The 22,801-nt window shown below is 64.6% G+C and carries 21 protein-coding genes; 15 read left to right on the top strand and 6 right to left on the bottom strand.

All coding sequences use genetic code 11. From position 1 onward, the window contains the following. Nucleotides 1-86: 86 nt before the first annotated feature. On the bottom strand, nt 87-1,151 hold the full coding sequence (locus U5A58_RS09015) for a LacI family DNA-binding transcriptional regulator (protein ID WP_321961182.1): 1,065 nt from the start codon (nt 1,149-1,151) through the stop codon (nt 87-89). A 284-nt stretch (nt 1,152-1,435) separates the two neighbouring features. Here U5A58_RS09015 and U5A58_RS09010 point away from each other — a divergent pair, with 284 nt between their 5' ends. From U5A58_RS09010 to urtE, 7 genes are all read left to right on the top strand, one after another. Next, entirely contained in the window at nt 1,436-2,089 is a 654-nt protein-coding gene (locus U5A58_RS09010) for a protein-L-isoaspartate O-methyltransferase (protein ID WP_321912788.1), read from the top strand. A gap of 70 nt (nt 2,090-2,159) precedes the next feature. Next, nucleotides 2,160-2,483: a rhodanese-like domain-containing protein gene (locus U5A58_RS09005; protein WP_158757209.1), complete on the top strand. Its 324-nt coding sequence runs from the start codon at nt 2,160-2,162 to the stop codon at nt 2,481-2,483. 468 nt (nt 2,484-2,951) lie between these two features. Beyond that, entirely contained in the window at nt 2,952-4,256 is a 1,305-nt protein-coding gene (urtA, locus tag U5A58_RS09000) for an urea ABC transporter substrate-binding protein (RefSeq protein ID WP_321961181.1), read from the top strand. Between the two features lie 109 nt (nt 4,257-4,365). Next, the gene (gene urtB, locus U5A58_RS08995; RefSeq protein WP_321961180.1) at nt 4,366-6,006 is read left to right on the top strand and encodes an urea ABC transporter permease subunit UrtB; all 1,641 of its coding nucleotides are present in this window, start codon (nt 4,366-4,368) and stop codon (nt 6,004-6,006) included. 1 nt (nt 6,007) lies between these two features. Continuing rightward, the gene (gene urtC / locus U5A58_RS08990; protein ID WP_321961179.1) at nt 6,008-7,225 is read left to right on the top strand and encodes an urea ABC transporter permease subunit UrtC; all 1,218 of its coding nucleotides are present in this window, start codon (nt 6,008-6,010) and stop codon (nt 7,223-7,225) included. After that, the gene (gene urtD / locus U5A58_RS08985) at nt 7,222-8,103 is read left to right on the top strand and encodes an urea ABC transporter ATP-binding protein UrtD (protein ID WP_321961178.1); all 882 of its coding nucleotides are present in this window, start codon (nt 7,222-7,224) and stop codon (nt 8,101-8,103) included. The genes urtC and urtD overlap by 4 nt, the downstream gene beginning before the upstream one ends. A gap of 21 nt (nt 8,104-8,124) precedes the next feature. After that, nucleotides 8,125-8,820, top strand: coding sequence for an urea ABC transporter ATP-binding subunit UrtE (gene urtE, locus U5A58_RS08980; RefSeq protein WP_321912799.1), 696 nt, complete (start codon nt 8,125-8,127; stop codon nt 8,818-8,820). A 67-nt stretch (nt 8,821-8,887) separates the two neighbouring features. Here the strand turns inward: urtE and U5A58_RS08975 are convergent, their stop codons facing one another. Further along, nucleotides 8,888-9,955 (bottom strand): purine nucleoside permease, encoded by a 1,068-nt coding sequence (locus U5A58_RS08975; RefSeq protein WP_321961177.1) that lies wholly within the window; start codon nt 9,953-9,955, stop codon nt 8,888-8,890. A 263-nt stretch (nt 9,956-10,218) separates the two neighbouring features. On the opposite strand from U5A58_RS08975, the gene U5A58_RS08970 reads away from it, so the two are divergent. The 7 genes from U5A58_RS08970 (at nt 10,219) to ureG (ending at nt 15,719) form a co-directional block, all read left to right on the top strand. Continuing rightward, nucleotides 10,219-11,124 carry an urease accessory protein UreD gene (locus U5A58_RS08970; RefSeq protein ID WP_321961176.1) on the top strand — a complete coding sequence of 302 codons (906 nt, stop codon included), beginning with the start codon at nt 10,219-10,221 and terminating at the stop codon, nt 11,122-11,124. 234 nt (nt 11,125-11,358) lie between these two features. Next, nucleotides 11,359-11,661: an urease subunit gamma gene (gene ureA, locus U5A58_RS08965; protein ID WP_017773123.1), complete on the top strand. Its 303-nt coding sequence runs from the start codon at nt 11,359-11,361 to the stop codon at nt 11,659-11,661. A gap of 17 nt (nt 11,662-11,678) precedes the next feature. Next, complete coding sequence (locus U5A58_RS08960; protein WP_321961175.1) at nt 11,679-11,984, top strand: urease subunit beta; 306 nt, start codon at nt 11,679-11,681, stop codon at nt 11,982-11,984. A 41-nt stretch (nt 11,985-12,025) separates the two neighbouring features. Further along, nucleotides 12,026-13,732 carry an urease subunit alpha gene (ureC, locus tag U5A58_RS08955; protein WP_321912807.1) on the top strand — a complete coding sequence of 569 codons (1,707 nt, stop codon included), beginning with the start codon at nt 12,026-12,028 and terminating at the stop codon, nt 13,730-13,732. A 10-nt stretch (nt 13,733-13,742) separates the two neighbouring features. Next, the gene (ureE, locus tag U5A58_RS08950) at nt 13,743-14,396 is read left to right on the top strand and encodes an urease accessory protein UreE (RefSeq protein ID WP_321961174.1); all 654 of its coding nucleotides are present in this window, start codon (nt 13,743-13,745) and stop codon (nt 14,394-14,396) included. Continuing rightward, nucleotides 14,383-15,063 carry an urease accessory protein UreF gene (locus tag U5A58_RS08945; protein ID WP_321961173.1) on the top strand — a complete coding sequence of 227 codons (681 nt, stop codon included), beginning with the start codon at nt 14,383-14,385 and terminating at the stop codon, nt 15,061-15,063. The genes ureE and U5A58_RS08945 overlap by 14 nt, the downstream gene beginning before the upstream one ends. Before the next feature lie 14 nt (nt 15,064-15,077). Then, a complete protein-coding gene (gene ureG, locus U5A58_RS08940; RefSeq protein ID WP_321961172.1) occupies nt 15,078-15,719 on the top strand; it encodes an urease accessory protein UreG in 642 nt (213 codons plus the stop codon). Between the two features lie 25 nt (nt 15,720-15,744). Here the strand turns inward: ureG and U5A58_RS08935 are convergent, their stop codons facing one another. The 3 genes from U5A58_RS08935 to U5A58_RS08925 all read right to left on the bottom strand — a co-directional run bounded on the left by U5A58_RS08935 (nt 15,745) and on the right by U5A58_RS08925 (nt 19,727). After that, nucleotides 15,745-17,265 (bottom strand): hypothetical protein, encoded by a 1,521-nt coding sequence (locus U5A58_RS08935; protein ID WP_321961171.1) that lies wholly within the window; start codon nt 17,263-17,265, stop codon nt 15,745-15,747. A gap of 460 nt (nt 17,266-17,725) precedes the next feature. Continuing rightward, entirely contained in the window at nt 17,726-19,372 is a 1,647-nt protein-coding gene (locus tag U5A58_RS08930; protein ID WP_321961170.1) for a hypothetical protein, read from the bottom strand. Continuing rightward, nucleotides 19,365-19,727: a ligand-binding protein SH3 gene (locus U5A58_RS08925; RefSeq protein ID WP_321961169.1), complete on the bottom strand. Its 363-nt coding sequence runs from the start codon at nt 19,725-19,727 to the stop codon at nt 19,365-19,367. Before U5A58_RS08925 ends, U5A58_RS08930 begins: the two co-directional genes overlap by 8 nt. A gap of 449 nt (nt 19,728-20,176) precedes the next feature. On the opposite strand from U5A58_RS08925, the gene U5A58_RS08920 reads away from it, so the two are divergent. Next, entirely contained in the window at nt 20,177-21,289 is a 1,113-nt protein-coding gene (locus tag U5A58_RS08920) for a glycosyltransferase family 9 protein (RefSeq protein ID WP_321961168.1), read from the top strand. 112 nt (nt 21,290-21,401) lie between these two features. Here U5A58_RS08920 and waaA read toward each other — a convergent pair whose 3' ends face one another. Next, nucleotides 21,402-22,709 carry a lipid IV(A) 3-deoxy-D-manno-octulosonic acid transferase gene (gene waaA / locus U5A58_RS08915; RefSeq protein WP_321961167.1) on the bottom strand — a complete coding sequence of 436 codons (1,308 nt, stop codon included), beginning with the start codon at nt 22,707-22,709 and terminating at the stop codon, nt 21,402-21,404. Between the last annotated feature and the right edge of the window lie 92 nt (nt 22,710-22,801).

Here is a 22,801-nt window from a genome sequence, read left to right as displayed (position 1 = left end):
GTCTGCGGGTTTTGGCTGACGGCTCGCGCCGTCAGCCTCTGCTCCGCTGGTCTCCCCTGCTATGTGTTCACTGACGTCTGCCGACTTCACCCGCTCTCGCGCACCACCAGCCTGTGCGGCAACAGCACGCCCGGCACGCTCGCGCGCGGGTCGGCGAAACGCCGCAGCAACAGCCGCGCAGCCGTCTCGCCCAGCTCCCGCATGGGCTGCGCGATCGTCGTGAGCGGCGGGTCGATCTGCGCGGCAAGCGCGATATCGTCGAAGCCGACCACGGCGACGTCTTGCGGCACGCGCTGCCCCGCGCCGCGCAAGCCGTTGACCACGCCCACCGCGAGCGTGTCCGACACCGCGAAAATCGCGTCGGGCGCCTCGCCTGCGGGCAACTGCATGAGCGCGGCGGCAGCCTGCGCGCCCGCGTCGTAGTCGAGGCAGTTCACGTTCACGCGCCAGGCGTCGCGCACTGCGATGCCCGCTTCGGCGAGCGCATCGCGCCAGCCGTCGCGGCGCTGCTGCGCGTACAGATAGTGCTCGTCGGAGTTGATGAGCGCGACACGCCGCCGCCCCCGCGCGATCAGATGCCGCACGGCGTCGTGTGCGGCCCGGTAGTTGTCGATGCCCACATACGGCACGCCCACGTCCGGATCGAACTCGCAGCAGGCCACCCACGGCAGCGCCGTCGATTCCGCCGCAAGCGCGTGCTGGACGGTGGCCGGGTCGAGGCAGATCGCCCCGTCCGCGCGGTGGCGGCGCAGCAGGTCGAAGTAGCTGCGCTCGCGGCCGGCGTCGGCGCCCGTGTCGCACAGCAGCAGGAAAAAGCCGTGCTGGCGCGCCACGCTGTCGATGCCGCGCACGATCTCCGCGTAAAACGGGTTGCCGAAGTCGGGCACCATCGTCAGCAGCAGGCGGCTTTCGGCGGTGCGCAGGTTGCGCGCGAGTTCGTTCACGCGATAGCCGCTCGTCTCGATTTCGGTGAGCACGCGCTCGCGCGTCGCGGCGCGCACGTTCGCGTGGCCGTTGAGCACGCGCGAGACCGTCGCGACCGACACGCCCGCGCGCTGCGCCACCGCCGCGATCGAGCCGCCGCGCTCGGCGGCGCTGGCGCTGGCGTCTTCGTGTTGCGCTTGCGGCGATCGGGACGAGCGAGCGGGCATGGGCGAGAAGCGATCGTGACCGGTTCGGAACGGCGCGGCGGCGCAGGCACGGGGCCTGCGGGCGCGGCCAGATGTAATCGATTACATTTTTGGTACGAGAACCGCAAAATCGCAAGGCTCACGAAGCCAGGACAAACACCGATCCGTTAGCGCCCCCGCAACGCCCGCCCGCTGCCGGCGGCGCGGCCGGGCCGGAAGCCGGTTTGCTACAATTCTCCGATTGCCCGACGCCTTTTTTGCCGGGCTTTGATACGAACCGATCCCGACCACAACGCCGAGTCACCATGAACATCGAACAAGCGCGTTTCAACATGATCGAACAGCAGATTCGCACCTGGGAAGTGCTCGACCAGGACGTGCTGAACCTGCTCGCGATCGTCAAGCGTGAGCATTTCGTCCCCGAGGCCTATACCGCCCTCGCGTTCGCCGACCTCGAACTGCCGCTGCCGAACGGCCAGCACATGCTGGCGCCGCGCGTCGAAGCGCGCGTGCTGCAGGAACTCGCGGTGAAGAAGCACGAGAGCGTGCTGGAAATCGGTGCGGGCTCCGGCTACATGGCGGCGCTGCTCGCGCACCGCGCGCAGAAGGTGCTGACCGTGGAAATCGATACGGAACTCGCCGAATTCGCGCGCGCGAACTTCGTCAAGAACGGCGTGCTGAACGCCGAAGTCGTGGTCGGCGACGGCGCGCGCGGCTGGGCCGCGAATGCGCCGTACGACGTGATCTGCGTCTCGGGCGGCCTGCCGGTCGTGCCGCAGGAACTGCTCGAGCAGCTCAAGGTGGGCGGGCGTCTCGCCGCTTTCGTGGGCGGCGCGCCGGTCATGGAAGCGCAGATCATCACGCGCATCGACGAGAAGCAGTTCCGCATTGCGGGCGTGTTCGAGACGTATGTCGAAGCGCTGCAGAACGCCGTGCATCCGCCGCGCTTCAAGTTCTGAGCGCAGCTAACCTGTTGTATCGCCGGGTGTCTTTCATGGTTGCCCGGCCTTTTACCCGATCGAGTCTTCCATGCAGAATCTGACCGCCCCCGCCCTCGCCGAATGGCTTGCCGACACCACCCGCGAGGCCCCCGTGCTGCTCGACGTGCGCGAGCCGTGGGAAATCGAAACGGCAAAGATCGCCGGCAGCACGTCGATCCCCATGCGCGAGATCCCCGCGCGCAGCGAGGAGCTGGACGACGAGGCGCAGATCGTCTGCATTTGCCACCACGGCGCGCGCAGCGCCCAGGTGGCGATGTTCCTCGAATCGCGCGGCCATACGAAGGTGTTCAACCTGCAAGGCGGCATCGACGCCTGGTCGCGTCAGGTCGACCCCAAGGTGCCCACGTACTAAGCCGGCGCACGCCAGCTTAAAGAAGGGGCGCGGCTGCTCAGGCCGCGCCCTTTGTCATTTCTGGGCCGCTCGCCCAGTTCCGACTCCGTTCCGACTCAGTTCTAACTCAGTTCCCCCTCCGTTCCATCGCGGTCCACCTCGCGCAGCACCAGCGTTGCGCTCATGCACAACGATGCAGCGTGCCCGGCGATCCCGGTCGGCCCGCTTCATGCAGGCGCGCACTGACACGATGCAGCGCGCCCGAACATGCATCTCGCTGCACCACAATCGCCCGCCCGCCGCACGTGCACCGATGCGCCTCGCATCGCCGCGTGCCTTATGGGGCAAGCCTCGCGCTTTCCCCTCGCGCTGGCACAACGCTTGCAGAAGGGTGTGCGCAAGACAGGCCACACACACCGGGCGGCGCGCACGACGACAAACCACCACGCGCCACGGCCCACGACTCACTCACGGACAAGAGGCACAAAAATGAAACGTCGCAGTCTGTTGAAACTCGGGACGATGTCGGGCGCACTCGCGGCAGCGGGGCGCATGCCGTTCGCGCACGCGGACACCGGCAGCGGGCCGATCAAGGTCGGCATCCTGCATTCGCTCTCGGGCACGATGGCCATTTCGGAGACCTCACTGAAAGACACCGCGTTGATGACGATTGCCGACATCAACAAGAACGGCGGCGTGATGGGGCGTCAGATCCAGCCCGTGGTGGTCGACCCCGCCTCCAACTGGCCGCTCTTCGCCGAAAAGGCGCGCCAGCTCCTCACGCAGGACAAGGTGGCGTGCGTGTTCGGCTGCTGGACCTCGGTGTCGCGCAAGTCGGTGCTGCCGGTGTTCGAGGAACTGAACGGCCTGCTCTACTACCCCGTGCAGTACGAAGGGGAAGAGATGTCGCGCAACGTGTTCTATACGGGCGCCGCGCCCAACCAGCAGGCCATTCCCGCTGTCGAATACCTGATGAGCGCGCAAGGCGGCGGCGCGAAGCGCTTCTTCCTGCTCGGTACGGACTATGTGTATCCGCGCACGACCAACAAGATCCTGCGCGCGTTCCTGCACTCGAAGGGCGTGAGCGACACCGATATTCAGGAGGTCTACACGCCGTTCGGCCATAGCGACTATCAGACCATCGTCGCGAACATCAAGACGTTCTCGCAAGGCGGCAAGACCACCGTCATTTCGACCATCAACGGCGACTCGAACGTGCCGTTCTACAAGGAGCTCGGCAATCAGGGCATCAAGGCGACCGACGTGCCCGTGGTCGCGTTCTCCGTGGGCGAGGAAGAACTGCGCGGCATCGACACGAAGCCGCTCGTGGGACACCTCGCGGCGTGGAATTACTTCATGTCGGTGAAAGGCGCAAGCAACACGAAGTTCAAGGAGCAGTTCGAAGCCTGGGTGCAGACGAACAACCTGCCCGGCGGCGCCAAGCGCGTGACCAACGACCCGATGGAAGCGACCTTCGTGGGCATCCATATGTGGAAGCAAGCCGTGGAAAAGGCGAAGAGCACCGACGTCGACAAGGTGCGCGTGGCGATGATCGGCCAGACCGTGGCGGCGCCCTCGGGCTTCACGCTCACGATGGACGGCAACCATCACCTGCACAAGCCGGTCATGATCGGCGAGATTCGCGGCGACGGTCAGTTCAATGTGGTGTGGAAAACGAAGACCGCCATCCGCGCGCAACCGTGGAGCCCGTTCATCGCCGGCAACGAAGGCAAGCCTGACGTGGTCACCTCGACCACATTGCCCGCCTTCCTGCGCCGCTCGCGCGTAGCCTGACGTTGCCCTTCGCAAGCGCCGCACCGCGGCGTGCGCTTGCGTGCTCTGTCTACGGACACGCGGCGTAACGGCCAGGCCGTTGCCGCGGTCCGCACCAAAAGAAAACATCATGGCTCTCTCACTCCCGAGGTACGCGCGCGCGGGCTTGCGCCACGCGCTCGCCGCGGCTGCGCTCTTTTCGGCGCTCTGCACTGGCGCACACGCACTCGATGCGGCCGACGTCGCGCCGCTTGGCGGCGACGACTTCGACGCGAAATCCGCGGCCATCGACAAGCTCATCGCCACGCATGACGCCGCCTCGCTTGCGCTCCTGAAAGCGCTCGCTGACGACAACGTCACGGCGACCGATTCCGGCGAAGTGCTCGTGCAGGATGGCGACACTGCGCGCGATGCCGCAACGGGCAAGCCGGTCGCCGCAAACGCCGCGTCGAGCGCCCAGCCCATCACGCTGAACAACCTCTTGCGCTCGAAGGTGGCGGGCGCGGTCTCGGGCCTGCAACTCGCCTCGCCTGACCTGGAAACGCGCCGCGCCGCCATCGCGGAACTGCTGAAGAACCCCGACCCGGCCATGAAGCCGATGATCGACGCCGCGCGCGCGAAGGAAACCGACCCCGCCCTCAAGCGCCGCCTCGACACGCTGTGGGCCATGACGGCGCTGCACGATCCGAACACGGCCACGCGTCTCGAAGCGGCGAAGCTCGTCGCGGCGCGGCACGATCTCGACATGTACGAACTGCTGCGCCCGCTCGTCGCGAAGAACGCGAGCGGCGCGTACAACGAGCCCGATGCCGACGTGCGCGCCGCCGCCCAGCAAGGCATCGACGCGCTCGATTCGATCCAGCGCCGCAGCGAGATCTTCGGCACGCTGTTCGCGGGCCTGTCGCTCGGCAGCGTGCTGCTGCTCGCGGCGCTCGGTCTTGCCATCACCTACGGGCTCATCGGCGTCATCAACATGGCGCACGGCGAGTTCCTCATGATCGGTGCGTACGCAACCTATGTCGTGCAAACGCTCGTGCAGCGCTATGCGCCCGGCGCGTTCGACTGGTATCCGCTCTTCGCGATTCCCGCTTCGTTCGTCGCCGCGGCGCTCGTCGGCGCCGTGATCGAGCGGCTCGTGATCCGCCATCTTTACGGCCGCCCGCTCGAAACGCTGCTCACCACGTTCGGCATCAGCCTCATTCTCATTCAGGCCACGCGCATGATCTTCGGCGCGCAGAACGTGCAGGTCGAAAACCCTTCGTGGATGAGCGGTGGCGTGACCGTCATGCCCAACCTCATCCTGCCTTACAACCGTCTCGCGATCCTCGCGTTCGCGCTGATCGTGGTGGGCATTGCGTGGACCGTGCTCACGAAAACGCGTCTTGGCCTCTTCGTGCGCGCCGTCACGCAAAACCGCCGCATGGCCGCGTGCGTGGGCGTGCGCACCGCGCGCGTGGATGCATGGGCCTTCGCGTTCGGCGCGGGCGTGGCGGGCCTCGGCGGCTGCGCGCTCTCGCAGATCGGCAACGTCGGTCCCGATCTGGGCCAGAGCTACATCATCGATTCGTTCATGGCCGTGGTGCTGGGCGGCGTCGGACAGATCGCGGGCACCGTGATCGGCGGCTTTGGTCTCGGGCTCGTCTCCAAGGCCATCGAGCCGTTCTGGGGCGCCGTGCTCGCGAAGATCGCCGTGCTAGTGCTGATCGTGCTCTTCATCCAGAAGCGTCCGCAGGGGCTTTTCGCCCTCAAGGGCCGCAGCGCGGAGGCATGACATGACGAGCGTCACTTCCTCTTCCGCGCGTCACACGCTGGGCGCATCGCATGGCCCTGGCGGCGACGCGGAAACGTTCGCCCTCGGCTTGCCCGCGCGCCCCGCCCTGCTCTCGCCGCGCGCATGGCTCGCGCTCATCGTGCTGATCCTCGCGATCGGCGTGGGCGTGCCGCTTTGCGCGCTGGTGCTGCCGCAATCGAGCGCGCTGCATCTTTCCGCCTATGCGATGACGCTGGGCGGCAAGCTCATGTGCTACGCGATCGCGGCGCTCGCGCTCGATCTCGTGTGGGGCTATTGCGGCATTCTGAGCCTCGGTCATGGCCTGTTCTTCGCGCTGGGCGGCTACGCCATCGGCATGTACCTCATGCGCGAAATCGGTCACGACGGCAAGTACGGCAGCGACCTGCCCGACTTCATGGTATTTCTCGACTGGCACGCGCTGCCGTGGTACTGGCAAGGCACGGAGCATCTCGGGTATGCGCTCCTGCTCGTCGTGCTCGTGCCCGCCGTGGTCGCGTGGGTGTTCGGCTTCTTCACGTTCCGCTCGCGCGTGAAAGGCGTCTACCTCTCGATCATCACGCAGGCCATGACGTTCGCCGCGATGCTGCTGTTCTACCGCAACGAAACGGGCTTTGGCGGCAACAACGGCTTCACCGACTTCAAGCGCATTGCGGGCATGCAGATCACGCATCCAGGCACACGCACCGTGCTGTTCCTGCTGACGTTCGCCGTGCTCGTACTCGCGTTTCTCGGCGCGCGGGCCATCGTCACCTCGAAGCTCGGGCGCGTGGTGACCGCCGTGCGCGACGGCGAGACGCGCCTCATGTTTCTCGGCTACAGCCCGCTCGGCTACAAGCTGTTCGTGTGGACCGTCTCGGCCGTGCTGTGCGGAATCGCGGGCGCGCTTTACGTGCCGCAGGTCGGCATCATCAACCCGAGCGAGATGTCGCCCGGCAATTCGATTGAAATGGCGATCTGGGTGGCCGTGGGCGGTCGCGGCACGCTAATCGGGCCGATCATCGGCGCCTTCGCCGTGAACGGCGCGAAGAGCTTCTTCACCGCGCATTTCGCCGAGTACTGGCTGTTCTTCCTCGGCCTGATGTTCGTGCTCGTGCCGCTGCTGCTGCCCAACGGCATCATGGGTCTCATCGAACTCATCCGGAACCGGATCACTGACCGGACCCATGCGCGAATCACGGCGCGGAGCGAACGCCCATGAACGGACATATCCTGCTCAACGACCCGCTCAACCACAACCCGTTCGACGACGCCCTCAAGCACGACGAACTCGCCCTCTCGGGCGTGGCGGCGCTCGGGCACGTGGTCGAACCCGGCGCCATCGATATCTCGCACGGCACGATCCTCTACCTGGAAGACGTGACCGTGAGCTTCGACGGTTTTCGCGCGCTCAACAAGCTTTCGCTCGTGATCGACGTGGGCGAGCTGCGCTGCGTGATCGGCCCGAACGGCGCGGGCAAGACCACGATGATGGATGTCATCACCGGCAAGACTTCGCCCGACTCGGGCAAGGTGTTCCTCGGCCAGACGCTCGACCTCACGCGTATGAACGAGCCCGCCATCGCGCGCACGGGCATTGGCCGCAAGTTCCAGAAGCCCACGGTGTTCGAGCAGCATCCTGTATGGGAGAACCTCGAACTCGCGATGAAAGCCGACAAGGGATGGTTCGCCACGCTACGCGCGCGCCTTGGGCGCGAGGCGCAGGCGAAGATCGAGGAAACGCTCGAAGTGATCCGGCTCGAGAGCGACGCGCGGCGCCTCGCGGGCGAGCTTTCGCACGGCCAGAAGCAGCGGCTCGAAATCGGCATGCTGCTCATGCAAAAGCCGCAACTGCTGCTGCTCGACGAGCCCGCCGCAGGCATGACCGACGACGAAACCATGGAACTCGCCACCCTGCTCAACCGCCTGCGCGGCACCTGCTCGATGATGGTGGTCGAACACGACATGGAGTTCGTCGCGGCGCTCGCGGGCGAAACGGGCCGCGTGACGGTGATGGCCGAAGGCAGCGTGCTCGCGCACGGCACGCTCGACGAAGTCAAGCGCGACGAAACGGTGATCGAATCGTATCTGGGCCGCTAGGCCGTATCGACAATATCAGCCATGCTAACTATCGAATCGCTGAATCAGTATTACGGCGGCAGCCACATCCTGCGCAATGTCTCGATGACGGTGCCCGAAGGCGAACTCACCGTGCTGCTCGGGCGCAACGGCGTGGGCAAGACCACGCTGCTGCGCTGCCTCATGGGCGTCGTGCCGACGAAAAACGGCGCGATCGCGTGGCGCGGCGAGGCGCTCACGAAGCTGCCCACACATGCGCGCGTGGCACAGGGCCTCGCTTACGTGCCGCAAGGGCGCGATATCTTTCCGCGCTTGAGCGTCGAAGAGAATCTGCTGGTGGGCGCGGCGAGCAAGAAACGCATGCCTTCCGCCGTGCCCGCGCATATCTACGAACTCTTTCCCGTGCTCAAGGACATGAAGGCGCGGCGTGGCGGCGACCTCTCAGGCGGCCAGCAGCAGCAGCTCGCCATCGGCCGCGCGCTGATGAGCGATCCGCAATTGCTCATTCTCGATGAGCCTACCGAAGGCATTCAGCCTTCGATCATCCAGGACATCGGCCGCACGCTGCGCAGGCTCGTGGAAGAGATGCACATGACGGTGCTGCTGGTCGAGCAGTACTACGACTTCGCCAAGGCCATTGCGGACCGCTACTGGGTGATGAGCCGCGGCGAAATCGTGGCGGGCGGTGCTGGCGCAAACATGGATGCGGATGGCGTGCGGGAGTTGATCGCCGTTTAAGGGACATCAAGGTTTGTGCTGCCATCCTGTCTTTTGCCCGGCAGACAGGATGGCACGCGCGAACGCGCTACCGCTTGGGTACGCCGTCGCGCCACTCGCCCCAATGCGTGACGATGTCCTGCACGAGCGGATTGCCCGCGAGGTACAGGTTGTCGATCGCGATCGTGAAGCCGCCCTGCGATGCGTAGTTGAGCAGATTGTCGGCGCTCGACTGGCCCGCATACGGCCGGTCGAAGTCCGAACCCGCACGCAGCACCGCGACGCGGCTCAGGTCGACGCGCTTCACGGTCGCCGCGCGCGTGAGCGCCTCGAACGTGGCGTTGTCTTCCTGCTGCGTCGTGCAATAGGTGCCCTTGCCGTCGGTCAGGATCTTCGTCCATTGCCGCGCGCGCTCGCCGAGGTCCGTGCCCGACCACCAGGTATCGCCCGCCAGCGTGTCGCACTGGAGGACGGTGGGCGGTCGGTTCGCGGGCGCATAGCCGTATTTGGCGCGGGCGGCTTGCGCCTGCGCGTCGTCGGAGAGCGTCACGCTGCGCGACAGCGCGTATGCCGCGTTCGAGAGCGCCGGATTGAGCTGGAACACTTCCGTGCGATAGTCGAGCGGCGGCTTTTGCGTCGGGTTCGTCGTGTTGATGCCGAGATAGCCGGTGTTCCAGCCCTGGGGAATTTCGCGCCCGTCGATCTCCCACTGAATGCCGAAGTCGACGAGCCAGTTCGCCCACGCAGCGGAACCGACGGTCCCCTGACCCGGATCGATACCGGCGATGCCCGCCACCATGAAGTACGTACGACGCAGGTCGAAACGCTGCGAGAACGTCAGCGCCATGATCGACGCGGCGGCATTCGCGTGCCCCATGCCCGTCGTCATCACGCATACATCCTGGCGATTGCAGTGCACGGCCGGGTAGTCAGGAGACAGACCGGCGACCGTAATGTCCTGCCACGGTCCGAGATGATCGAGCCATACCTGGCCTTCCGGTCCGAACATCGAAATGATCATCACCTTGACCGGACGGCCATGCGAGCCGCCGTCGTCCTGCGAGAAGCTGTCGTCGGCATGCGCGACGACCGGTGCAACGGCCGCGCTGGCCATGAACAACGACGAAAGCACCGCACCAAAAGCACGATTTAGCATAAGAGGCCCCACCTTGTTTAAGAACTGCGGTTGCGAGAAGTGAATCGCGTGCCGTGTTGTCGACGGATGTCATGCTTGTTTTTCGGCGTGCAGCGTGGGGCCTGGGCGTGAGCCGCGCAGGCGAAAGTGAGTATAGGCGGAGAAAAAAATGCCATCGTTTCCGGCGCGCAAGTGCCCTCGCAAGTGCCCTCGCGCGTGACCAGCGCGCGTGGGCGAGCGTGCTATCCTGCACGCCATTGTTCGCCTCTTCCCCTTCACTACGCATGACGCTCCACGTCGATCACGCCTCACTCGCCAACACCACGTTTCGCAGCACCGCGCATCAGGAATGGGCCGCGAAGCTCGAACTCGGCTTCGAGCGCCAGGGCGCGCGCACCGCGCTCACCCATCGCCTGCACGCGGGTCCGTTGCGCGTGCAACGGCCGCTCTACCCAGAAGGCGATGCGATCTGCCACGCGGTGATCGTGCATCCGCCCGCGGGGATTGCTGGCGGCGACCGGCTCGACATCGACGTGAACGTGGGCGATGGCGCTCACGCCGTACTCACCACGCCGGGCGCGACCAAGTGGTACAAGTCGAACGGCCGTGTGGCGCGCCAGCGCATCAATGTGCGCGTGGGCGCAGGCGCGAAGCTCGACTGGCTGCCGCAGAACAACCTCGTGTTCGATCACGCCCACGCTGAACTCGAATTCGCGCTCACGCTTGGCGCGGGGGCCACAGCCATTGGCTGGGATGCGACGCAGCTAGGCCGCCAGGCCGCGGGCGAGCGCTGGTCGGCGGGCATGGTGCGGGCGCTCACGCGCGTGACGCGCGCAGCGCCGGAAAGCGACGGCGACGATCAACTGCTCTGGCTCGAGCGCGCGCTCATCGACGCCAACGACCCGCTGCGCGACGCACCGCAAGGGCTCGCGGGCTACCCCGCGTTCGGCGTGCTGTGGGCGATCGGCCCGGCGTGCAACGACGCGCTCGCGCAAGACCTCGCCGCTATCCTGCCCTTCGACGACGCCCAGCGATCGGGCGCGACCTGCATCGTGCCGGGCGTCCTGCTCGTGCGCGTGGTCGCGCGGTCGATGGAACCGCTGCAGCACACGCTCACGCAGTGCTGGACGGCGCTGCGTCCGTTCGTGCATGGCGTGAAGGCCGCGCCGCTGCGCTTGTGGACGACCTGAGCGCGCACCGCAGCGGTGCTCGTTAGCACTTCCACGCACAGTAGCGCAGCGCAGCAACGCCAATACGGTGCAAATCCGTCATTAAATTGGTGCATCGACGCTATCCCCTTCATTGGCACACACCTTGCTGTGAGCTTGCATCGATTCGTGCGCGCCGCGCGCGAGGCCGCAAGCTGCGCGTAACCCGGCTCCCGTAAGCTGGGCCGACAGCCTTGCCCCAACCGACCCAGAACGATGAAGCTCACGCCACGCGAGAAAGACAAGCTCCTGATCTTCACCGCCGCGCTGCTCGCCGAAAGGCGCCGCGCCCGCGGCCTCAAACTCAACTACCCGGAAGCCGTCGCCTTCATCAGCGCGGCGCTCATGGAAGCGGCCCGCGACGGCAAGACCGTCGCCGAGGTCATGCACTACGGCACCACGCTGCTCACGCGCGACGACGTGATGGAAGGCGTGCCCGAGATGATCCCCGACATTCAGGTCGAAGCGACCTTCCCCGACGGCACCAAGCTCGTCACCGTTCACCATCCGATCCCTTGAGTCGGGAGGAGCCAGCCATGATCCCCGGCGAAATGCTGATCGACGACGGCGAAATTGAACTCAACGCAGGCCGCGAGACCGTCACCGTGAAGGTGGCGAACACGGGCGACCGCCCCGTGCAGATCGGCTCGCACTTCCACTTCTATGAGGTCAACGACGCACTCTCGTTCGACCGTGATGCCGCGCGCGGCTTTCGCCTGAACATTGCAGCGGGCACGGCCGTGCGCTTCGAGCCAGGACAGGAGCGCACCGTGGAGCTCGTGGCGCTCGCGGGAGAGCGCGCCGTGTACGGCTTCAACGGCCGCGTAATGGGCCCGCTCTGAGCGCGGCCAGCGAATTCAGGCGAATTCATCAGGAATCCGACATGACATTGAAGATCGGCCGCCGCGCCTACGCGGAGATGTTCGGCCCCACCACCGGCGACCGCGTGCGCCTCGCCGATACCGAACTCATCATCGAGATCGAGCGCGACTACACCGTCTACGGCGACGAAGTGAAGTTCGGCGGCGGCAAGGTGATCCGCGACGGCATGGGCCAGTCGCAGCGCACGCACGCGGAAGTTGCGGACACCGTCGTCACGAACGCCGTGATCATCGATCACTGGGGCATCGTGAAGGCCGACATCGGCATCAAGGACGGCCGCATCTGGAAAATCGGCAAGGCGGGCAACCCCGACGTGCAGCCGGGCGTGACGATTCCCATCGGCGCTTCGACCGAAGTGATCGCCGGTGAAGGCCAGATCGTCACCGCGGGCGGCATCGACACGCATATTCACTTCATCAGCCCGCAGCAGATCGACGAAGCGCTCGCCTCGGGCGTGACGACCATGCTCGGCGGCGGCACCGGCCCCGCCACGGGCACCAACGCGACCACCTGCACGCCGGGCCCGTGGCATATGGAGCGCATGCTCCAGGCCGCGGACGGCTGGCCAATCAACCTCGGCTTTCTCGGCAAGGGCAACGTGAGCTTGCCCAAACCCGCCGAAGAGCAGATCGCCGCGGGCGCGATTGGCCTGAAGCTGCACGAGGACTGGGGCTCGACGCCCGCCGCCATCGACAATTGCTTGAGCGTTGCGGATGCAACGGACACGCAGGTGGCCATTCACACCGACACGCTCAACGAGTCGGGCTTCGTGGAAGCGACCGTGGCCGCCTTCAAGGGCCGCACGATCCACACGTACCACACCGAAGGCGCGGGCGGCGGCCACGCGCCGGACATCATCAAGGTGTGCGGCGAAGCGAACGTCCTGCCCTCCTCGACGAATCCCACGCGCCCGTACACGATCAACACGCTCGACGAGCATCTCGACATGCTGATGGTGTGCCATCACCTCGATCCGTCGATTGCCGAAGACATTGCGTTTGCCGAGTCGCGCATCCGTCGCGAGACTATCGCCGCCGAGGACATCCTGCACGATCTCGGCGCACTGTCGATGCTCTCTTCGGATTCCCAGGCAATGGGCCGTGTGGGCGAGGTCATCATTCGTACGTGGCAGACCGCGCACAAGATGAAGGTGCAGCGCGGCGCGCTGCCCGGTGATAACGCGCGCCACGACAACTTCCGCGTGAAGCGCTACGTGGCGAAGTACACGATCAACCCTGCGCTCACGCATGGCATTGCGCATGAAGTAGGGTCGCTCGAGCCAGGCAAATGGGCCGACCTCGTGTTCTGGGAGCCGGCGTTCTTCGGCATCAAGCCTTCGCTCATCCTCAAGGGCGGCATGATCGCGCTCGCGCAGATGGGCGACCCGAACGCCTCGATTCCCACGCCGCAGCCCGTGCATTACCGCGAGATGTTCGCCACGCGCGGGCGGGCGCTCGCGCAAACGTCGCTCACCTTCGTTTCGCAGCTCTCGCTCGACAAGCGCATTCCCGAGCGCTATGGTCTGCAAAAGCGCGTGGTGGCGGTCCGCAACTGCCGCAGCGTGACGAAGGCCGACATGATTCACAATGCCTGGCAGCCCACGATCAGCGTCGATCCCGAAACGTACCAGGTCGTCGCCGACGGCCAGTTGCTCACCTGCGAGCCCGCCACGGTGCTGCCGATGGCTCAGCGTTACTTCCTGTTCTAAAGTTTTGGCCATGCGCACGATCGACAAACGACTCAACGCGAAGCTCGCGCCGGTGCTCAGGCAGCGCGCGCCCACGCTCACGCTGCCTTATGACGCGCGCTGCAAGAGCCGCTTCGCGGCCACGCTCGACACCGGCGAGGAAGTGGGCGTGGTCATGCCGCGCGGCACCGTGCTGCGCGACGGCGACATGCTCGTGGCCGACGACGGCGGCCTCGTGCGCGTGATCGCGGCAGCCGAGAGCGTGCTGCGTGTTCGCGCGCCCGATCGCCTCACGCTCACGCGCGCTGCGTATCACCTCGGCAATCGTCATACCCCGGTGGAAGTCGGCGCGGAGGAACTCAAGCTCGAAGCGGACCCCGTGCTCGAAGACATGCTCAAGCGCCTCGGCGCGCAAGTCGAGCGCGTGCAATTGCCGTTCCAGCCCGAATCGGGCGCGTACGGCGGCGGCCACCGACATGGCCACGACGAAACCTTCGCCGACGACTACGCACTTGCGCAACGCGTGTACGACGAACATCACGGACACGCGCATTCTGACGACCATTCGCAGGGTCACGCGCACCATCACGCTCATGGCGATGATCACGCGCACGACCACGAATGCGGACACGATCACGGTCATTGCGACGGCCACGCGCACGACCACAGCCATGAACATCGCTGAACTCACTGCCCTGCTGCATCTGGCTTCGCCAGCACTGCCCATTGGCGCGTTCAGTTACTCGCAGGGCCTCGAAGCCGCAATCGATGCACAACTCGTGAAGGACGGCGACGACGCCGCGCATTGGATAGCGGGTGGCCTCGCGAACGTGCTCGCTTGCGGCGAGCTACCCTTTTTGGCGCACCAGATGGAACGCTGGCGCACGCATGACGCGCACGCGCTCGTCGTGGCGAACGACGAACTCGTCGCGAGCCGCGAATCGTCGGAACTGCGGCGTGAAACCGCGCAGATGGGCTGGTCGCTGCGTCAGCTCTGCGCACAGCTCGAATGGGGCGATGCAGAGCGGCGCGCCACGCTGGAGCGGATGACGCCCATTGCGCAACCCACAGCCTTCGCATTCGCAGCGTGGGCGCACGAGGCCGCGCCCGACGCCGCGCTCGCCGCCTACGCGTTCAGCTGGATCGAAAATCAAACGGCCGCCGCCCTCAAGGCCGTGCCGCTCGGCCAGCTTGCGGGGCAGCGCATTATCGTCGCGCTGCGGCCCGAAATCGAAAAAGCCGTGGCGCGCGCGCTCGCCACGCCGCCCGAAGCGCTCAACACGTTTGCGCCGCAGCTCGGCGTGCTCTCCGCGCGCCATGAATCGCAATACTCGCGGCTTTTCCGCTCCTGAACCTGATACCAACCATGAATTCGCACGCATCCAGCAAACGAACGAAGAAACTGCCGCCGCTGCGCGTCGGCGTGGGCGGCCCCGTTGGCTCCGGCAAGACGACCTTGCTCGAAATGCTCTGCAAGGCCATGCGCGAGCGCTACGACCTCGTCGCCATTACGAACGACATCTACACGAAGGAAGACCAGCGCCTCCTGACCGTTGCTGGCGCGCTACCCGCGGAGCGCATCATGGGCGTCGAAACCGGCGGCTGCCCGCACACGGCGATCCGCGAAGACGCGTCGATCAACCTCGAAGCCGTCGACCAAATGCTCACGCGTTTTCCGGACGCGGACATCGTCTTCATCGAATCGGGCGGCGACAATCTCGCGGCGACCTTCAGCCCCGAGCTTTCGGACCTCACGATCTACGTGATCGACGTGGCGGGCGGCGAAAAGATCCCGCGCAAGGGCGGCCCCGGCATCACGAAGTCGGACCTGCTCGTCATCAACAAGACCGACCTCGCACCGCTCGTGGGCGCAAATCTCGACGTCATGGCCTCCGACGCGAAGAAAATGCGCGGCGAGCGGCCCTTCGTGATGTGCAATCTGAAGGCGCTCGATGGGCTCGATCAGGTCATTGCCTTCATCGAAAAGAAAGGATTGCTGATCGGCTGAGTCACCAGCACGCGCGCGTCGGTTTTCAATGACACGCACGCCGCTCGTACAGCGACCAGTTCGGCACCGACTTCACGAGCGCGACTTCGCACTCGTCGTTGCGCAGGAAGTTCGCTGGCAACGGCTCGGTGTGGCGCACGAAAAAGTAGCGATAGATCCGGCCGTCCACCTTGTGCCAGTCGAACGTGCCGGGCTGGTCCATCCAGGGACCGGGGCGAACCACCGGAATACGATCGTGCTTGAAGCGGACGACGTCCGGCAGGAAGAATGCGAAGTTGAAATCGACGAAGCCCTTGTTTTCCGCCTGATACCAAAGCGCATAGGTGTGATACGTCCACCGGTTGTTGACGATATCGCTCTCCGGCGAATAGATAAGGCCGAGCGCGCGCTGCTCCGGCTGCGCGAGCGCGAGTAGTGCCTCGAACGGCTCGTTCTCGGCGGCGAAACGATACTCGCGCACGGCGAGCGTGCCGAAGTAGCCCCAGCAGAAAAGCACGAGCAGCATTTCGACTACGCCGATGCGCGCTGCGGGCAGGGTCCACCGCTCGCCCGTGCTTTGGGAGCGAAACAGCAAGACATAGGCCGGCAGCAGGAAGATCGCGAAGCGCTGGTAAAGCAGGTCGATGCCGAGTGCGTTCGTTGGGGCGAGGAACCAGACGGCGAGAATCGCCGTCATGGGCACCCACGCTCCTGGAGCACGACGGTTGAGCTTCACACCCATTAACCACGGTGCGGCCAGCAGAAACACCTCGCCGAGCAGGAAGTACCAGTCGCGCGTTTCAGTAGCGAGCGTGTAGAGCACGAAATTGTACGCACGATGCCATCCATACGGCCCCGCCCAGTCCCAGACCGCTACCGGATCCGCGGCGCCCGGATCGTTAGGGATCACGAGTGCGTTGCGCTTGACGAACCACAGGTACCCAACGATCAGCAAACCGAGCAGCACATAAGGCAGCAGGGTTCGCGCAATCGCGCCTGCCCGGCGCGTGAAGCAAGGAATGAACGCGACGCCTACCGCGCATGCGAACAGAAACACGAGTCCATGCGCAAAGAACAGCGCGACGCCGGCGGCGAAAATGCCAAGCGCGTGCGCCACCGTGGGTGCAGCGGCATACCGGCGCGCGAGGATCACGAACAACAGGCCCAACGGCACCGCCACGATATATGGATAAAAGCCGTATTGCCAGGCGAGGCCAAAGAAACCTGGCATGAGAAGCCAGTCGAGGCGCTCGTCCGCTTCGAAGGTCTTGCGCAGCGCCACGCCCCCCGCCACGAAGCCAAAGTACGCGAGCATCATGACCAGTTTGACCGCCGCGAGCACCGGCATCACAAACGACAGCGCTAACGCGAATACATAGGGCAGCAGATAGGGCGTAAACCAGTTGACCCACACGATATCTGCCCAAGGCGAGGGGCCGGTCACGAGATCCTGGAGCAGCGCGATCTGCGCGACATGCTGCGCGATATCCCCCATCGGCGGACGCGGTGCGATCCAGAACAACGCGCCGCCCAAAAGCGTTGTCGTAACGAGCAAAATCAACCTCAATCGCGCGGCTCCGCTGACTGCATGGCTCGCGTCAAGTGGGAGATTGAGAATGGTATTCATGGGCAATCCAGCCTCCGGTCCGGCAGGTCATTTTGAACGCTTGAGCAACTCAGCCATGGGTCATGCCAGGCTGGTACAACAGTGCGCATCCCCGATACACGAAAGCTATTATTAATAGATATGAAAGTATGTTCGGCTGATCACGTTACTGATGCCTCCCACGTGTGCCGCCATAGATGTGATGGGTGAGTCCCTTTCGCAGGCGGTGTGCGCGTGCCGCCAGATCGCTTTCACGCGAAGCGACCTGGCACTGAATCATCAACCGAGGGACCGCCGCCCGAGCGCAAGCTCGAACGACTAAACAATGGAGACCGGCGCCTTTTGATCGGTGTGGGTGCGCAGGCCCCAGACGATCCCTTTCATCGAAAAGAGAGGCTTGCGGGCGAGCGCATGGAACGCTTCAGCGGCAAGCGCCGCGCTCGTAGAGCGACCAGTCCTGCACCGATTTCACGAGCCTCACGTCGCATTCGTCGTTGTCGAACAGATGCGCGGGCAACGGCTTCGTATGGCGCACGAAGAAGTAGCGATACAACCGCCCGTCGACCTTGTGCCAGTCGAACGCAGACGGTTCGCTCATCAAGGGCCCCGGCCGCAGCGGTGGAATATGGTCAGGCTTGAATCGCACGACCTCGGGCAGGAAGAACGCGAAGTTGAAGTCGACGAAGCCCTTGTCCTCCGCCTGATACCAGAGCGCGAAGGTGTGATAGGTCCACAGGTTGTGGACGATATCGCTCTCGGGCGAGTAGATGAGACCCAGCGCGCGCTGCCCCGGCTGCGCGAGCGCGAGCAGCGTCTCAAACGGCTCGTTCTCGACGGCGAAGCGATGCTCGCGCACCGCGAGCGTGCCGAAGTAGCCCCAACAGAACAGCACGAGCAGCGCTTCGGTGAGCCAGATACGCGGCGAGATCGCCGAAAACGCCGCCCGCTCGCTCGCCGAGTCATCGGCGCGGAACAGCAGCACGTACGCCGGCAGCAAGAACACGGCAAAGCGCGGATAGAGCAAAGCAATGCCGAGCCCTTCCTCGGGCGCGAGGAACCACACGGCGAGTATCGCGATCATGGGCAGCCATGCGCTGGGATCATGGCGGTTGAGCTTCGCACCCATGAGCCACGGCGCGGCCAGCATGAACACCGCACCGAGCATGAGGTACCAGTCCTTCATCTCGGTCGCGACCGTGTCGAGCACGAAGTTGTACGCGCGATGCCAGCCGTACGGCCCCGTCCAGTCCCACGACAGCGCCGACTGCGAGTTGCCGGGGTCCCCCGGTATCACGAGCGCACTGTGCTTGACGAACCATAGATACGCAACGATCAGCAGTCCCAGGAACACATACGGCAACGCTGTCCGCGCGATTGCGCCAATGCGCCGCGTAAAGCACGGGATAAAGGCTGCGCCCACGCCGCAAGCGAACACGAACACGAGCCCGTGCGAGAAGAACAACACGACGCCAGCGGCGAACACGCCGAATCCGCGCCCCGCGGTGGGCGACACCGCGTAACGGCGCGCGAGGATCAGAAACAGCAAGCCGAGCGGCACGGCCACGAGGAACGTGTAGAAGCCGTACTGCCAGGCAAAGCCGAAGAAGCCGGGCACGAGGAGCCAGTCGAGGCGGCCGTCGGCGCCAAACGTCTTGCGCAGCGCGACGCCCGCAGCCACCGTGCCGAAGTACGCGAGCATCATGAAGAGCTTGAGCGCGGCGAGCACGGGCATCACGAACGAAAACGCGAAGGCCAGTCCATAGCCAAGCAGATAGGGCGTGAACCAGTTGATCCACACGATATCGGTCCACGGCGAGGTGCCGGTCACGAGATCGTGCAGCAGCGCGATCTGCGCAGCATGCTGCGCGAGATCGCCCATCGGCGGGCGCGGCGCGATCCAGAACAGCACGCCGCCCAGCAGCGTGGTCGCCACCAGCAGCAATTGCCGGAGCCGCGCGGCGTCACGCGACGCGCGACGCTCCCCGGAGACCGGCAGGTCCATGCCATGCAGCGACGACGTGCTTTCGTGCCCGGCGGGGCGATTTGCGAGATCGACCGGATTACCCATGCTCGAACCTCGGCGAGTACAGGAGGAACATCGCGACGATAAGACAGCCGGCGCCCGTCACCGAACGCAAGGTGACCGCTTCGTTGCTAAAGATGCCGAAGAAGAAGATCTCGAGGATCGTGATGCCGACCATCAACGGATACGCGATGCCCAGTTCGATCTTCTTGAGCGAGACCGCGTAGCAGATGAAGCCGAGACCATATGCGCAAAGCGCGCCGAGCCGAAATAACATCGGGCGGTCGAAGAGTGCATTCGTCAGATGAGTGAAATCCTCGGTCGAGCGCCCTGCCACGCGCAGCAGGATGCTGGCGATCGCGCTAAACGTCCCACTTAGTAGGAGAAAGATAATGTACATGTCGGCTCTGCGTTGGCAACGTAATTATTGATAGGCAACGTTTCGTCCGGTGAAAGCTAAAGCGCATAGAAATGGAAGTATGTTCGGCGGCCAACGTTCGTGGAGACGCCCGTGTATGCGGTAATTTGCCGTAATGGAAACGCTTCCTCGCAAACGTTTGTGGCGCGCGTAGCCAACCGGATCGCTTGTGTGCGAAACGATCCGCTACGGAAAAATCAGAGGAAAGCCCAGAGGAACTCGCCTGGCCAAGTCGGCTGTGCGTTGCTGCAGGCGACGACGCCTGCTAAGCGAAATGACGTGTGTGCATCAGAACGATGACCGATCTGATTCGAGGCCGAAGGAATGACTGAAGACGCCCTGACGTCAGGGCTGCTGGACAGCGAGAGCGCAACCCGCACGGTGGCATAATAGCCCCTCGATCAAAGGATACGGATGTTGCGGGCAAGCTCATGCAGAGTGAAAAAAGGAAAGGCGAAACGGTCCGTGGTTTTATAAGCAAAAGCCTTCGCGTTCCTCATCCGGAAATTATCCAGGATGAGGTCGAGAATCTCTCTTTTTATAAGAAGATTCCGCTCCTGAAAAAGCAGCTGCATAAATGGTCGCTACTCGCACTTAACCGGCAACTCGGTCTCTACGCAGAAGCTGCGGACTTGCGTCCTGGCGCCCGGATTTTATTGATGTACAGCGGCGTCAACAACATCGGCGACGCGTTGATGGATCTTTCCGGGCGGGCGCTCATTGGCGGCACCCCGTACAAACTGGATGTGCTGCTCGATCCGTCCCTGGCTGAACTCTTTCGGCATGACCGGTACTTTTCGCGAATCTACACGGATTTTCGTGAGGTCGATTTCGGTGAATACGATTTCGTCATACTGAACAAGCTCGGAATTCGCGTAATTAAAGAGAAAGTCAAACATGCGAGTCAATCCAGATTTACGAGCCTGATCGGATGGTACGCAGGGCGCAATTACAATCACATACAGTTTAGCTACTACTCGTTCAACAAGATCCTGAAATGCGGAGTCGACGGCAGCGATCTCTATAAAAGTTCACGTCTGGTTCTCGACGCGCCCAGGTGTGATGCTTATGCATCGGAAAGCCGTGCCGGGAGGGTCGCCATCTCTGTCGGCGGCAGGGAGTCTCATCGCATCTACGGTAAGTGGGCGGATGTTCTAGCCCGGCTTGACAACGATGAGGGGTTGTCGCGTTTTGAGTATGTCCTGATCGGATCGGATAACGGACTCAAGGAAGCAAACGATCTGATCGGTATGCAATACAGGAATTTGAAGCTGACCTCGTTAGTGGGCAAACTGAAGATTCATGAATGCTTTTCCGTGATAGCGCAGAGCAGGCTATTTGTCGGGGCGGACGGCGGACTTTTGCATATTGCTCACGCTGCCGGCGCGCCGACCATCGCTTTGTTCAGCAATGACATCGACCCAAGAACCCGATACGTCGAGAATGATTTTTTCAAATGTTCTCCACTGATGGGGGCGAGTGATGTGACGAGCATCGAGCCCAAAGATGTGGTGAATGTCATAAGAAATGTTCTGCTGGGGTGAATCGTCCGATTCGCAGACATCGTTTCCAGGCGATGAACGCTCAACCTTGCCATTGGGGTGCGTGCGGCGAACGCGCTGAAACTGAGCGGGCTACGCGTAACCGCACGCGAAGTCAAACATCCGAGACGAGCGCCTGGATAACATCCACCGTGCGCGCCGTCGCGCCGCGGTGGCGCGACGCGAACGCGGCCGCAGCCGCGCCCATGGCGACCCGGCGCGGTTTGTCGCTGAAGAGTTCGCGCAAGGCGCGCGCGAGATCGGCGGGGTCCTGAACCTGCAGGGCTGCGCCCGCGGCCGTGGCGTCGGCGGTGGCCTGCGTGAAGTTGAACACGTGCGGCCCGATCAGCACCGGCACGCCCACGGCGCACGCTTCGATCAGGTTCTGCCCGCCGAGCGGCAACAGACTGCCGCCGATAAACGCGAGGTCGGCAGCCGCGTAGTACGCGCCCATCTCCCCCATCGAGTCGCCGAGCAGCACGCTCACGTCCTGCGGCAACACACGCACGCCCTCATGCGCCGCGGCCGCGGCAGCTGCGGCCGGCGCCCAGCGCGAGCGCCGCTCGAGCTTGAAGTTCTTGCGCTCCACGAGCGCCGCCACTTCATCGAAACGCTGCGGATGGCGCGGCACGAGGATCAGCAGCGCGTCCGGTACGTTCAGTCCAGCGAAAGCCTGCAGCACGAGTTCCTCTTCGCCTTCACGCGTGCTCGCCGCGACCCACACCGGCCGCTCGCCTATCGCGCGCCGCCATTCGCGGCCGCGCGCGATCAGCGCCGGCGGGCTCGCCATGTCGAACTTGAGGTTGCCGAGCACCGCCACATTGCGCGCGCCAAGTGCGGTGAGGCGCTCGGCGTCCGAGGGGCTTTGCGCGAGCACGCGCGTAAAGCCGCCGAACACCTCGCGCGCGCCCGCGCCGAACTTCGCCGCGCGTTTGAACGAGCGTGCCGACATGCGCGCATTGGTGAGCACGAGCGGCACATCGGCGCGCTTGCATTCGTCGATGAGCGTGGGCCAGACCTCGGTTTCCATCACGAGACCAAGCGACGGCCGCCATGCGCGCAGGAAGCGCCGCACCGCGTGCGGCATGTCGTACGGCAGATAGCAGCGCAGCACGTGATCACTGAAAAGCTGCTCGCCGGTGGCGCGTCCCCCCGGCGTCATGTGCGTAAGCAGGACACGCGCGTCGGGGCGTGCCGCCAGCAGCGCGTCGACGAGCGGCTGCGCCGCGCGGGTCTCGCCCACGGAGACGGCATGCACCCAGATGAGCGGCGCGTCGTCTTCGGGCAAGCGCCCCGCCGAATAGCCGAAACGCTCGCCGATATGCTCGCGATAGCCGCGCTCGCGGCGCGAGCGAATCAATAGCCGCAGCACCGCGAGCGGTGCGATGAGCCACCAGGCCGCGCGATAGATCGCTCTTAGCATCGGGCCTCCGCGACGGCCAGGGTCATGCAAAACGCCGCGGCCGCGCGGCTGGAAGCGTCGGTTGGCACGTTGGTCGGCACGTCGATCTGCAG

This window comes from Paraburkholderia sp. J7 (assembly GCF_905220155.1).
In the GTDB taxonomy this organism is placed as follows: domain Bacteria; phylum Pseudomonadota; class Gammaproteobacteria; order Burkholderiales; family Burkholderiaceae; genus Paraburkholderia.
This window is presented reverse-complemented; position numbering and strand designations above follow the sequence as displayed.

Bases quoted from the DNA above. Each gene is read 5' to 3' on its own strand.
- U5A58_RS09015 (WP_321961182.1), bottom strand. From the start codon at position 1,151: ATGCCCGCTCGCTCGTCCCGATCGCCGCAAGCGCAACACGAAGACGCC.
- U5A58_RS09010 (WP_321912788.1), top strand. From the start codon at position 1,436: ATGAACATCGAACAAGCGCGTTTCAACATGATCGAACAGCAGATTCGC.
- U5A58_RS09005 (WP_158757209.1), top strand. From the start codon at position 2,160: ATGCAGAATCTGACCGCCCCCGCCCTCGCCGAATGGCTTGCCGACACC.
- urtA (WP_321961181.1), top strand. From the start codon at position 2,952: ATGAAACGTCGCAGTCTGTTGAAACTCGGGACGATGTCGGGCGCACTC.
- urtB (WP_321961180.1), top strand. From the start codon at position 4,366: ATGGCTCTCTCACTCCCGAGGTACGCGCGCGCGGGCTTGCGCCACGCG.
- urtC (WP_321961179.1), top strand. From the start codon at position 6,008: ATGACGAGCGTCACTTCCTCTTCCGCGCGTCACACGCTGGGCGCATCG.
- urtD (WP_321961178.1), top strand. From the start codon at position 7,222: ATGAACGGACATATCCTGCTCAACGACCCGCTCAACCACAACCCGTTC.
- urtE (WP_321912799.1), top strand. From the start codon at position 8,125: ATGCTAACTATCGAATCGCTGAATCAGTATTACGGCGGCAGCCACATC.
- U5A58_RS08975 (WP_321961177.1), bottom strand. From the start codon at position 9,955: ATGCTAAATCGTGCTTTTGGTGCGGTGCTTTCGTCGTTGTTCATGGCC.
- U5A58_RS08970 (WP_321961176.1), top strand. From the start codon at position 10,219: ATGACGCTCCACGTCGATCACGCCTCACTCGCCAACACCACGTTTCGC.
- ureA (WP_017773123.1), top strand. From the start codon at position 11,359: ATGAAGCTCACGCCACGCGAGAAAGACAAGCTCCTGATCTTCACCGCC.
- U5A58_RS08960 (WP_321961175.1), top strand. From the start codon at position 11,679: ATGATCCCCGGCGAAATGCTGATCGACGACGGCGAAATTGAACTCAAC.
- ureC (WP_321912807.1), top strand. From the start codon at position 12,026: ATGACATTGAAGATCGGCCGCCGCGCCTACGCGGAGATGTTCGGCCCC.
- ureE (WP_321961174.1), top strand. From the start codon at position 13,743: ATGCGCACGATCGACAAACGACTCAACGCGAAGCTCGCGCCGGTGCTC.
- U5A58_RS08945 (WP_321961173.1), top strand. From the start codon at position 14,383: ATGAACATCGCTGAACTCACTGCCCTGCTGCATCTGGCTTCGCCAGCA.
- ureG (WP_321961172.1), top strand. From the start codon at position 15,078: ATGAATTCGCACGCATCCAGCAAACGAACGAAGAAACTGCCGCCGCTG.
- U5A58_RS08930 (WP_321961170.1), bottom strand. From the start codon at position 19,372: ATGGGTAATCCGGTCGATCTCGCAAATCGCCCCGCCGGGCACGAAAGC.
- U5A58_RS08925 (WP_321961169.1), bottom strand. From the start codon at position 19,727: ATGTACATTATCTTTCTCCTACTAAGTGGGACGTTTAGCGCGATCGCC.
- U5A58_RS08920 (WP_321961168.1), top strand. From the start codon at position 20,177: ATGCAGAGTGAAAAAAGGAAAGGCGAAACGGTCCGTGGTTTTATAAGC.
- waaA (WP_321961167.1), bottom strand. From the start codon at position 22,709: ATGCTAAGAGCGATCTATCGCGCGGCCTGGTGGCTCATCGCACCGCTC.